General features: G+C 34.6%; 12 protein-coding genes. 10 read left to right on the forward strand and 2 right to left on the reverse strand.

Going from position 1 to position 11932, the window contains the following annotated elements:
* Positions 1-8 precede the first annotated feature (8 nt).
* Together WH188_RS24165 and WH188_RS24170 are read right to left on the reverse strand one after the other, a co-directional pair.
* Complete coding sequence (locus WH188_RS24165; RefSeq protein ID WP_339424764.1) at positions 9-3356, reverse strand: SusC/RagA family TonB-linked outer membrane protein; 3348 nt, start codon at positions 3354-3356, stop codon at positions 9-11.
* A gap of 144 nt (positions 3357-3500) precedes the next feature.
* Positions 3501-4181: a hypothetical protein gene (locus tag WH188_RS24170; RefSeq protein WP_339424765.1), complete on the reverse strand. Its 681-nt coding sequence runs from the start codon at positions 4179-4181 to the stop codon at positions 3501-3503.
* Between the two features lie 618 nt (positions 4182-4799).
* Here WH188_RS24170 and WH188_RS24175 point away from each other — a divergent pair.
* The 10 genes from WH188_RS24175 (at position 4800) to WH188_RS24220 (ending at position 11827) form a co-directional block, all read left to right on the forward strand.
* Positions 4800-5258: a hypothetical protein gene (locus tag WH188_RS24175; protein ID WP_339424766.1), complete on the forward strand. Its 459-nt coding sequence runs from the start codon at positions 4800-4802 to the stop codon at positions 5256-5258.
* Positions 5259-5378: 120 nt separating this feature from the next.
* Positions 5379-6398, forward strand: a complete 1020-nt coding sequence (locus WH188_RS24180) for a nuclear transport factor 2 family protein (protein WP_339424767.1) — start codon at positions 5379-5381, stop codon at positions 6396-6398.
* Positions 6399-6624: 226 nt separating this feature from the next.
* Positions 6625-7131, forward strand: a complete 507-nt coding sequence (locus WH188_RS24185) for a hypothetical protein (protein ID WP_339424768.1) — start codon at positions 6625-6627, stop codon at positions 7129-7131.
* 307 nt (positions 7132-7438) lie between these two features.
* Entirely contained in the window at positions 7439-7909 is a 471-nt protein-coding gene (locus WH188_RS24190) for a hypothetical protein (RefSeq protein WP_339424769.1), read from the forward strand.
* A gap of 143 nt (positions 7910-8052) precedes the next feature.
* Positions 8053-8541, forward strand: coding sequence for a DUF6896 domain-containing protein (locus WH188_RS24195; protein WP_339424770.1), 489 nt, complete (start codon positions 8053-8055; stop codon positions 8539-8541).
* A 129-nt stretch (positions 8542-8670) separates the two neighbouring features.
* On the forward strand, positions 8671-9873 hold the full coding sequence (locus WH188_RS24200; protein ID WP_339424771.1) for a TlpA family protein disulfide reductase: 1203 nt from the start codon (positions 8671-8673) through the stop codon (positions 9871-9873).
* Entirely contained in the window at positions 9866-10303 is a 438-nt protein-coding gene (locus WH188_RS24205) for a GNAT family N-acetyltransferase (protein ID WP_339424772.1), read from the forward strand. The genes WH188_RS24200 and WH188_RS24205 overlap by 8 nt, the downstream gene beginning before the upstream one ends.
* A 16-nt stretch (positions 10304-10319) precedes the next feature.
* Positions 10320-10658, forward strand: coding sequence for a GNAT family N-acetyltransferase (locus WH188_RS24210; RefSeq protein ID WP_339424773.1), 339 nt, complete (start codon positions 10320-10322; stop codon positions 10656-10658).
* 92 nt (positions 10659-10750) lie between these two features.
* Entirely contained in the window at positions 10751-11209 is a 459-nt protein-coding gene (locus tag WH188_RS24215; protein ID WP_339424774.1) for a DUF695 domain-containing protein, read from the forward strand.
* Between the two features lie 159 nt (positions 11210-11368).
* The gene (locus WH188_RS24220) at positions 11369-11827 is read left to right on the forward strand and encodes a hypothetical protein (protein ID WP_339424775.1); all 459 of its coding nucleotides are present in this window, start codon (positions 11369-11371) and stop codon (positions 11825-11827) included.
* Positions 11828-11932: the final 105 nt, after the last annotated feature.

Genomic DNA, 11932 nt, shown 5'->3' on the forward strand with positions numbered 1-11932 from the left:
TAAATAGATTAAAGGTTAAAACTAAAACCAAGGGAAGACATCAATGGATCGGGAATAGCTGGTCCATACTCGCTGTCGATTCCCCATTTATTGGCGCGCCATATCGTGCCGATATTTTGCACATAGCCATAGATCTTGCAGTTTTTAAGTTTAAAATTAGAGGCAAAAGGCAAATTGACCGTCAACTGGATATCTCGCAACTTGATCTGGCCACCATCTTCCACCAAGGCCGTAGAACCCATATATACCCTACTGGCATTGGAGTTATTTGGATAGCTAAATGCCGGAACATCCGTGGTCTGTTCATCACCCGGTTTTTGCCAACGCAGTGCATAGTCTTTATGCCCGATATTATCATTCAGGAAGCTATTGTTACTAAAAGAATTGCGCAGAAATTTATGTCCAAGCTGGTAGGATATGTTCCAGGACAGCTCCACAGCTTTATAGCGGACACTGTTGCGCCAGCTTCCGGTATACAATGGAATTGTCGATCCCATATATTCCAGATCGGTCGCTTTCAAATTGGTGATGGCACTGTAGTCTTTCGAAATTTCACCATTGAGGTAGGCACGTGGTTCACCTGTCTCCGGATCCAAGCCCGCCCATTTATAAGCAAGCAGACCAAAGAGATCCATTCCCTCAAAAGGTGTATTCCGGTTACTTGCCAATCCACCGGCTATATAATCCTGCCCGATTTCATTCTGTACAAAAGCTTTTAAGACTTTGGTGCGTATATAACTAAACACTAAATTACTGCCCCATACCCAATTTTTAGACTGCACAGGCAGTGCATTTAAAGAGATATCCCAACCCTTGGTTTTTAGATTCGCACTGTTTACCATCATAGTTGAAAAACCTGTACTGGGGTCAATCCGGTCTGAGGCAATCAGATCTTTCGCATTCTTTTCATAGTATTCGATACTACCCGATAGCCAGTTGTTGGTCATCGCAAAGTCCAACCCGACGTTCTTGATTCCTACGCGTTCCCAGCGCAATTTCGGATTTGGAGGTCTTGTGATCATTCCAAACTGTTGGTTATTGATAAAGTGAACCTGACTTTCTATGGACATGATCGGATAAGCCGAAACCATATTATTCACATTACCATTATAGCCATAAGTGGCCCGCAATTTTAAAAAGCTGAACGGACTATCCTTTAAAAAGGCTTCATTGGATGCAATCCATGCAACCCCCACCGACCAGAAAGGCTGTCCCCGATCATTACTTTTCACTCCAAATAGATTGGAGGCATCTTTCCGAAAACTTCCGCTCAACAGATAGCGACTGTTATAAGTATAACCGGCATTTGCAAAATAGGAAATGAAATTATTCTGCAGGTGCTCATACCTCGACCGGTCAACTATTGTTTTAGTCCCAAATGAGCCGTTCATAAAAGGAAATTCCACCCCATATGCTGCAGGCTTAAAAGCACCGGTTTCTGGATCAAAGCCATGATACTGCGCATAATTCAGTTTTTTATCACTCATCCGGATTTCAGATCCCAATAGAAAAGAAAGCTCATGCTTATCGATCCACTTCTTCGTATAATCTGCTGTCATACGACCCTGATGGTCAATATTGTTCCAATTGCTGATCCCTAAAAAATCGCCAACAGGTAGATTCCAGGTCACGGCTTCATCCGTATAACTCGCCAGCCCATTGATATCATCCCGCTGGAAATAGGATCCTATACCCTGCCACTGTTCAATAGGAATAATCGATCTCTGATAAGCATACAATAGGTTTAGTTTTAAACCAAAATCAAACGAATAGCTGGTATTGATGTTCGAAAAAAACTCCTGTACTTTTTGCGTTTCTTTGGTATCATAAAGTTCTTTCAAGGGCCGGTAAGACCAATCCAGTAAACGGCCACCTGCAACGGTATCCTGATAGACCGGATTAAAACTTGCTATATCTACAACCAAGGGATTTCCATTTCCATCCGCCATATTCATATACGGGTACATACCAGCTCCCTTACCTATTTGATTATATTGAACCGGAAATAAACTTTCTCTGGTCTTAGATTCGGTATACATCATCCCAATATCCACCAGCATATTTTTAACTGGGCGCAACTGTGTATTGGACTTTAAGTTCAGCCGTTGATAGGAAGAAGTCACGACTTCATTGAGATTCTTATCATAGCCAACCGAGAAGATGGTATTGATCTTTTCACCACCAGACTGCAACTGCAGGTTATATTGCTGATTGACCGATCTACGGTAGATGTACTTTAAAAAGTCATCCCGCATATCCGTAGCCCGCATCTCTCCGATTGCTTTGTTAAACTCATCGTTCGATATTTTTCCTGTCCGTTTGTTTTCCATTAGCCACAGCGCAGGCTCCGGATTGTAGTACCACTGATTGAACTGGCCATTGTATCGCCCCTTATCGAATAAGTACTGTTGCAGATCGATATAATCGGAAGACTTCATCTGTGGATAATAGTGGAGATCAGGCTTGGCTTTGATGCTGATATTTGAATTAAAAGATAGTGAAGTCGGGTTGTTGAACTTCCCCCGTTTGGTCGTAATCACAATTACACCATTCCCGGACTGCGCTCCCCATATGGAAGAAGCTGCGGCATCTTTCAGTACTGTGACACTTTCGATGTCGTTGGGGTTGATGTTATTAAAAGTACCTTTACCATAATCGCCACCTCGACTATCATAAGGCACACCGTCGAGCACAATTAAAGGCCATCTTTCAGAATTCATGGTACTGATACCGCGGATATTAATATTGAGTAAACTGCCCCGGTTGGTATTGTTCTTCAATGCCAAAATACCCGGCACCACATCCTCCAGCCTGCTCACAAAGTCTGTCGACACTTTTCTATTGAAGAGTTTATTATCGACAAATTCAAATGAACCCGTAGCTCGCTCTTTTGGTATTTTCTGATACCCGGTAGATACCACCTCCACTTCTTGCAGTTTATTATCCTCAGGTATTAATTTCACGATTAATGATACCCCTGAGGTATAATTGATTTCTTGAGTTTTAAAGCCGACATAGGAGAATATGATTTTACCTTTTCTATTATTCAGCAACATTTCAAATGTTCCTTCCGAAGATGATTTAATCTGTAGATTTTCTTTATCGATACGGATAGATACCCCCTGCATCGGAGTACCGTCAATTGATGATATCACTCTACCTGCAAGTTCATATTTTACCTGCCCGTTCACCCCGCTGTCCTTGCGGGGTGTCTGAGCATATAAACTAACCATATGAAAGATCATGAATAAAGAGAGCAGTAATAGCTTACTGAATAGCAATAGCTCTCCCTTATATTTACCAAGCTTTTGGAGATCCCTCCAATCCTTGGTTTTATATGTTTTATCTATTTTCATTGTTGTAATTTCTAATGCATATAGCTCCTGCTGTCCCCCTTAACTACCGAGGGTGACTTGTTCCTAAAGTCATTTTCTCTTCCCTCGGCAGCATCCGGGCTTCTAAACAGTGAAACTATATTCGTTACGTTCCTTTAGAGAACTTTAATTCATGGTTCGTACGACTACTGATCGGCGTTTAGCTTTCATGATCATCGTGAGCTGTTCTGCCCAGATGAGTTCAACAGACTCGCCCGTCATCTTCACGACCTTACGGCTGTCTTTTACGACAGCTAGCTTCTCGATTCTTACATCAAGCTTAAAGTGCCTATTCAGATCGTTCAGTATCCGTTGTTGGTATTCCTCCCGTTCTGTCTTCGCAGGTACCGTCAGTTCGTAGCAATATCCCGGAATATTTTCCTTTTCATCATTGGGAATAAACCGTTCACGGTCCTCTCCTAGCACCATTATCTGGCTGACAGGAAAGTCGGCTGGCAACGCTAAGGCAAAAAGGTAAATCTCATAGATCTTCATATTGATCAGCGAGATCCGCAGGACATCGATAGCTTCATTGCGCACAACCAGACTAAAGGAATCTGAAGGTTCCGAAAGCCTGATCAACAGCGAATAGTAACGCTGTACTGGCCGTTCACCTTTGACATATTTCAATGCGGACAGCGTAGTTACATATCTAAATTCTGGATCGAACTTTTTAAATAAACATTCGGGTAAAAATGTTGTCATAATTGGTTTTTTAATAAAGGAGATACGTTTTTCGTTCAAAAACGAAGACAGTTCTTTCCCTGGGGACAGCGCATAGCTCTCCCTGCTGCAAGTTTTTTGCATTTTTTAAAGGTTTATACTGAAAGTGAATCAGGAGCTAAAAATTTGGCAATAAGCCCGCTGTTCAACTTTCAATAGTTAAAAAATAAGTTTGAGAAAATGCAATTTTACGTCTTCGTTTATTGGTTATAATATGGTCTACAATAATGCATTTTGAATGGATAGTCAGCATAGTGACTTTGCGCAACAGATCTAATCTGCCGGCTTGATGAGGTTTTTGGTGTTCTGTTTTTTGTTCATAACTCTCTTTTTTAAGGTTTAAAAAAGCTTGAGCAATGAATCAAGTATATAATAAAGAAAGTTCATCAAAAAAAGAGATGGGACAAACCTTATTTCCAATCGAGGGTCGTAGGAGAACCTTTTAACAAAAACAAGAGAATGCCCATCTCTCCTTTGGAAATACAAAGATAGAGATTGGGCTTTGATCTCCTGAACTTGTGTCAAATGAAAATTTCCTACGTTTTCGATTACAAGATCCAGCATCAATAGCCTTTAAAATACTAATAAAGATACCATTAAGATATATTTACATAACAAACATAATAACAATATTCGATTATTGCAAATTTTTAAGTGGATATATAAACTCTAAATATTCCAAAATCCATGGTAATATCAATCATGGAAAAAATTAACAGACTTTCATTATATATAATAAATACTCTAAAGTTTTTAAGACTGGTGTTAGGAAAGTCAGCAATTCAACTATCTTATGACATCAATAAAGGTGAAAATTACGTCACAAATATTGAAAATAACGAAACTGTAAATAAATATAATTCTGCTGATTTTGCTGCAATAGCAGATGCTCTCGAATGTAAAATTCATGATTTTATTCCTTCTGATGAATGGGACGTCAGTGATTCACATACGAAAGTTGATAAAGTTGTTGACACCCTAAAAGATCCACGTTTTGCAAAAAGAGTAATCTCAGCAGTATATACTAGAAATACACATCCTAAAGCTTTAGAAAGTATAGAGAATTTATATGGTCATTTTCATCTAAAAAGTGATAAAGTAGAAGAAAGAAAGGTCGTAAAAGAGGTTTGGGAAAAATTTGTGGCCAATAATAAAGCATAATCATAGAGCTGAAGTTTAGCTATCATTTTTATTTATTAAATTCGAAATTATATTAATTACCTCACCATTCAGACTGAGGTTATGATTTGTATTTATTAATAATTTGAAAGGTATCCTAAATTGATTGAAATAGTAAAAAGAGAATCGGTACGAAAGAAGGACGGTCCAATTGTGACTATGTCTCATATGGATTATCATATTATATGCAAAGTCATTGATCTAATAGGACAAATAGGAATGGATGATGAAGAATTATCGTTCTTACTTGGAAAAGCCAACAATTACGTCTTTAGCTACATCGCCAATCCAAACGATAAAAATAAGTTCAAGTCTGATCAGGTTGACCTGCTTCCCTATTTACTAAATTGTTATTTCTCTGATTTATTCTCGAATAATTGCCCGAAAGGCAATATCCAGCTCTTCCACAGCCAGAAAATAAATACTGACGAAGAAAAAGGTTTTAGTCATATTACATACGATAACAACGGAAAAGGCACTCGAATTATCTGGACAAAGAAGATAAATCAAAAAGGATCGTTCCGAAAAACTAATAAAAATTTACTTGATCTTCTGATAAAATGGATCGATGAAAGTATCCTCGATTTACCAACGTCCTCAATTGATATTTGGAAAAAGCTCATATCAGAATCTCAGTTTGAATTTTCCATCAGTGATCTAGAAAAATGTATCAAAATATTATCTACCAAAAGCATTTTAACTAAGCAAACTATTGATGGTATTATCTATTATTGGAAGTCTCACCCTCAAACTTCTATTATAGTCCATTACATCAATGCATACAATGCTTTTAAACCTAAAGACATGTGCAAGAATATGGCTGAGGATGTTGTGTTTGAGAATATCCATGATGGTAATACAACGATGTCGTTAAAAGGCAAAGATGCCTTTCTTGTACAGGCTATGTCGGTGTTATATCTATTTGCGTCCCGTAAGCAGACCGTCACCTCCATCCTACACCGCAACAATATTTCAGAAATCACAATCGACTATGAAGCTAAATTAGCCAAGGATCTTCCAAATGGTATGAAGAAAGGCCAGGAACTACGACTTAAAGGCAGGTCAATATTTGAGTTTTCAGATGATGGAAAGATTATAAAGTTGGTGGATGTTAGTGGGTAAATTTTTACATCATAAACTTCAATTTCTCTTACAATGTATTTAACACATATTTTAGATTTGTTTCGCTATCCACAAATATTTTCTATCTTAAATACCTGATTCACATAAAAATAATTACATTAGGTTTTAATTTTACAAAATACAAATATAGGTAGAGTTTTAAGAAGCTTTGTTGTCTTTTATTTCGTGAAAAATTTTACAAACACCAATAACTCAAATAAACAAAATGACAGAAATTAAAAATTCAATATTAGCCGGTATATTTTTTGGAGTAGTAATGGGACTATTTTTTAGTATATTGTTTGGAAGTGATTATGGATTAATTTCTGGAATCTTCTCGGGAATACTTTTTGGAGTTGGAATTTATTTGTTTGTCAATTCCAAAACAGTTAAAAGTCAGACTCAAATTGAAAATATAGAAGGATTAACTATTATTCATTCTGGAGGGGCAAATCATTTTATTAATGTAGAAGCTGTGGGAGGAAAATTATATTTACTTACTGACAAAGTGCTGTTTAAATCTCACAACTTTAATGCTCAAAATCATAGCCAAACAATATTATTAGAGCAAATTAAAGAAATTGGATTTTATAATACTCTTGGATTAATCCCTAATGGGCTTTCCATAACAACATCTGATGATAAGATTGAAAAATATGTTGTTAATAATAGGCGACTATGGAAAGAAAAAATTGAAAATCGAAAAACTAAACAAATAATTACGAATCGATAAGATCAGTTTGAAAATCTTTCATCTCTGGAAGCGAATTCCTTCAATTTACTCCGTTTTTTTTCTCGAACTGTAAGTGATCCTCTTATCCAATTTTCTCATATATTGCTAACGTAAACTGGCTTCAGTTCTTTACCATAAATTTGCTCATGTATTCTCATAAACACAAAGTCCTATGAAATCTTTAACCCCACTTATCTTAGAAGATCACCTTATATTTGATTATTAGCAATATGATTTTGGCTATTATATATATCTTTTTTAAAAATAAATTAAACAAAACTCTCAAGTCGAACAAAAAATATTAATAATGAAGAAACCTATACTTTTAGTATCTTTTTTGATAATTGCAATTTCTAGCCTTGTAGCGCAAAGCACAGAAATTAAAAAAGTAAATTATGCAAATATCCAAATTGATGTTCCAACAAACTATACTGCGAAAGACGAGTATTCAATAGAAAACAATTCATTTTCAGCTCAATGGATTTACCTGACAAATAAAATGGTAGAACAGGGAGTTGAAAAACAAATTCTAAATCAAATCGAAAAACAATTGAAATATTCAAAAGCAACAAATATTAGTTTCACTTCAAATGGTGAACAATTTTCAGGTAAAAAATATCAGCTCAAAGGCGAAATGGAATTAATATTTAGAATTATAGCATTTGGATCCATTAACGGACAACCTTTGGTTTTAAATTTGGCATTTAAGAAAGATCCTAAATCCGACGAAGAAACAGATGAGTTGATGAAAAAATTTATAACGTTTAAAAGATTATGAAAAAACTAACAACAATATTACCACATAATACTTCGTAAACCCATTTTCATTACACCTTGACAACAAATAAATAGTTACCAAAAATACGGTCTATTAGATTATTATAAAAGAGTTTTAAAAACTAAAGCCTTTCGAACATTTATATGAAAGAATTAGACCTGCTTATTGAAGTAATTCAAGCTTTTGAAAACAAAGCAAACGAAATGATAAAAATTTTAGCTCATGAATTTAATCTTGATTTAAAGTCAGATCAATCATTTCAAAAGCTAATAAATAGAGAAAATAATCTGTGGAAAGGTAATCTAAAAAACAGTTGGACGTATTGTTTCCATGGGGATGCCTGTGATTTTGAAAATAAAAAAACAAAGCAATACTTGCATGTGAAGATTAATAGAAAAGGAAATTTTGGTGCAATTGATCATTTCTATTTATACAAATTTTTACAAACTAGCGAATTTTTAAAATCTATTCATACAATAATTAACTCTGAAAATTATTACAACGAATTATTTGAAGAATTAATTAAAACAGGTATTTTAATCAATATAGATGAGTTTCCATTTAAAACTCTAGTATTGAAAAAAAATAGTAATTCTATAAATGAGGATATCATTGTGCGTGTAGAACCATGAAATTACCCAAAATTTATTTAGGTTACCCCTAGAGCAAAATATAGTCGTCTCAATTATTCAGATAATAAATAAAAACAGTATACTTGAGAAAGATTAGATTACAAGTAAAATCCAACCTCCTTTTGACGAATGAAGTATTTTAAGACGATTATCTTAATAATAACAACCATAGGGTGTTCAATTAACATCAATGCACAGCAAAAAACATTAAAAGATTATAAGCTGCTAGTCACTTTGGAGAATGCACCTTTTGATACGCTTTACTTATTTGATTATACGGATAATCGGAATATTCAGTTACCAGGAAAGAAAAAAGGTCCATTTACTTGGGAAATTATAATCCCTGATAGTATCGTCAACAACTCTGAGAACATGATCCTAAAAGTAAGGGACTATGACCCAATTAATAATACAACAACGAATATACGTTTTATTACCTCCCAGAATAAAAGAATAATTCCTATCGCAAACATTGGTGTAGAGGATAGAGTTAACTATATTCATGCACGTTATAAGGAAAAAACAGTTTTTACAGGGGATATAATTTCAACTAAGATCAACAACAAGGATACATCCATTATGGGGGATCTTATCTGTGAAGATTTTGACTTAATGCTACAAAATGATAATTCGGATATAACAATCCGTGCAAAAGATCCTTATTTCAGTTGGTTCAATAACTACTATAATGAAAAAAAATCTTACGAGCAATATTTAACATCTTATAAAAGCTTTGTAAAAACTTATCCCGACTCGAGATATCTAATCTCAGGTCTTGCTTCCAATCTCAATAATTACAGGTCAGTAGAAGATATTAAAATCCTCTACTCTCTATTTTCTGAAAAACATAAACACACACAATGGGCTAAAAAGATTGAATCGTTTATTAGTAGAAAATTTGAGAACTCTTCATTATCAACTTTGGATCAAAAGGGACATGAGGAAGTAATACAGGATCAGTCAAAATTTAATTTAATCGTTTTCACAGCGTCATGGTGTGCGCCATGTTTAGAAGAGATTCCTTTGTTAAAAGATATACACAATGATTTAGATCAAAATTTGATTATAACCTATATCTCAATTGACGAGCAAAAGAATATTCCGGCTTTTAAGAAGGTGATTACTGAACATAACATTGCATGGAGATCTTTATTAGCATATGAGGATAATAAAAAAATCAAGGAGAAGTACTTTGTCAATGGAATACCACACTGCATATTAGTATATCCAAATGGTGATATGGAAAGCATTGAGATAAGACATCCAGATAAAAAAACTAGACTATATAAAATAGTCAATAATAATATGGAGTTAAAATATAATAATGATTAAAATCCATCAAGCTAATATTAATGATATTGAAGATTTAGAAGTGATCTTCTCTCTTTATCTCAAATTTTATAAAGTAGAAAGTATCAGAGATGATAACATTACTTTCTTAAAGGAAAGAGTGCAAAATAATGAATCTGTAATATTTACAGCTAAAAAAGATGATGAAATCGTTGGCTTTACGCAACTGTTTCCATCTTTTTCATCTGCCTCTCTTAAGAAGGTGTATATTTTGAATGATTTGTTTGTACTTGAAAATTATAGAAATCAAGGCATAGCAAAACTTTTAATACATCAAGTCATTGAATTTGCAAAAGAAAACAACTGTGCAAGAGTTTCCTTAAGCACCGCTCGTAATAATCCTGCACAATTTTTATATGAAAAACTAGGATTCAAAGAAAGTTCATTCAAATTTTTCAATTACAATTTATAATACAGCAATCACCGATATGGACATCACCCTTTCTGAACGTAGAGGAATTGAACCTGAAGAAATAATTAACTTATACCAGGCTAACGAATGGAGTGCAGCTGATAAGCCTGTGGAGCTTTGTAATGCCCTAAGTAACTCTCACTCGTTGATCACTGCGTGGGACAATGAACGATTGGTAGGTTTAGGCAATGCTATTTCTGATGGCCATCTGGTCGTATATTATCCTCACCTACTCGTACATCCGGATTATCAAGGTAAAGGGATCGGTAAAATGATCATGGATAAGATGCAGGAAAAATATGGTTCATTTCATATGCAGATGCTAACTGCTGATGGTGATGCGACAGAATTCTAAAAAAAATGGGATTCTCGCGTGCAGGCCATACAGAACCGATGTGGATCTATAAAGGTAATGAGCATTGAGAGAATTTTAAGATTGTGAGATATATGACAGATTATAAAGTATTGATACCAGATGAATTCTATTCCTTGCTTAATTTTGAACAAGATGATTTACCAGGAATAGCAGTAGTCAACACTGCATTAAGGGAATTTGAACCAAAAATAGTTTTCGCATGGCATTTATCAATTATGATAGACCTAGAAGATTTAATCGACAATGGAATGCCTTCAAGAAGTGAAGTGGAAGTAATTGACAACTATGGCGATTATTTGGATAATGAAATAAAAGGTCCGGATAAGGAAAAGCCTAATGCCTTATTTCTTGCAAGAATAACCTGGAATAAAACGCGAGAATTAATTTGGCGAGTCTATGATCCTGAAATCGCAAATATCTTTCTGCAAGAGATTATTACAGCCAACTCCTCCCCTAGACAGTTTGACTATCGTATAGATCCTGACGATAATTGGGAATTGGCAAAGTGGCATTTGACAGATTGGAAGTAGTGAAAAGGTTCTGTTTAAAAATATTTGATAAAAACTAACTCAATCTTTACCTAAAGGTGTAAACAAATATAATTTATTTATGAACGTAAGAAATCGAAAGTATAAAGAAATTTGCGGAATAACCGCTTGACGTGTATAAGATATTTGTAAATCCTGAAAATGAACAAAGATAAATCCAAATTATTTAGAAAAGTAAATACTAAGACATTTAATGTTCATCATAAATTTGGTGGAGATTATAAAGACACTCGTAATAGCAAAAAAGAAATATTAGAGCAAGCAAAGGGAAAGATGTCTGCTAAAAAAGAGCGCGGTTTAGATTACACACCACTTTACAGATTTTTAATATCCAAAGTTGGATCTGATTGGAACGACGTTTTTAGTGAAGCAAAATCTAGGTTAGATAAAGATGAACCAATATTTGCAATAGTAGCTTTAAAAGAAAACGAAAAGCAAGACTTTGTAAGGATTGGAGAGTCATCCTATTTTTCAGGTCTATATGTTGATAATAACAATATTTTACAATTATCTAATCCTAATCTAAAAGCAAAAGATATGAAACCTTTTTGCTCTTGCTGTACCCATACTTTTAATGGAAAACTATTTGGGACGGAATAATTACAGATGTTGCTAAAAAAATTGGTTTTAAAAGTTTAGATTACTTTGCTAAAATAGCTATCTTGTGCTTACCATATTATAGACTACGACCAAATAAAGATGCAA

The organism is Sphingobacterium sp. MYb388 (genome assembly GCF_037479535.1).
In the GTDB taxonomy this organism is placed as follows: Bacteria; Bacteroidota; Bacteroidia; order Sphingobacteriales; family Sphingobacteriaceae; genus Sphingobacterium; species Sphingobacterium anhuiense.

What these genes read in the sequence shown, in the direction of transcription:
- WH188_RS24165 (WP_339424764.1), bottom strand. Translation starts at nt 3,356, where the DNA reads ATGAAAATAGATAAAACATATAAAACCAAGGATTGGAGGGATCTCCAA.
- WH188_RS24170 (WP_339424765.1), bottom strand. Translation starts at nt 4,181, where the DNA reads ATGCAAAAAACTTGCAGCAGGGAGAGCTATGCGCTGTCCCCAGGGAAA.
- WH188_RS24175 (WP_339424766.1), top strand. Translation starts at nt 4,800, where the DNA reads ATGGAAAAAATTAACAGACTTTCATTATATATAATAAATACTCTAAAG.
- WH188_RS24185 (WP_339424768.1), top strand. Translation starts at nt 6,625, where the DNA reads ATGACAGAAATTAAAAATTCAATATTAGCCGGTATATTTTTTGGAGTA.
- WH188_RS24190 (WP_339424769.1), top strand. Translation starts at nt 7,439, where the DNA reads ATGAAGAAACCTATACTTTTAGTATCTTTTTTGATAATTGCAATTTCT.
- WH188_RS24195 (WP_339424770.1), top strand. Translation starts at nt 8,053, where the DNA reads ATGAAAGAATTAGACCTGCTTATTGAAGTAATTCAAGCTTTTGAAAAC.
- WH188_RS24200 (WP_339424771.1), top strand. Translation starts at nt 8,671, where the DNA reads ATGAAGTATTTTAAGACGATTATCTTAATAATAACAACCATAGGGTGT.
- WH188_RS24205 (WP_339424772.1), top strand. Translation starts at nt 9,866, where the DNA reads ATGATTAAAATCCATCAAGCTAATATTAATGATATTGAAGATTTAGAA.
- WH188_RS24210 (WP_339424773.1), top strand. Translation starts at nt 10,320, where the DNA reads ATGGACATCACCCTTTCTGAACGTAGAGGAATTGAACCTGAAGAAATA.
- WH188_RS24215 (WP_339424774.1), top strand. Translation starts at nt 10,751, where the DNA reads ATGACAGATTATAAAGTATTGATACCAGATGAATTCTATTCCTTGCTT.
- WH188_RS24220 (WP_339424775.1), top strand. Translation starts at nt 11,369, where the DNA reads ATGAACAAAGATAAATCCAAATTATTTAGAAAAGTAAATACTAAGACA.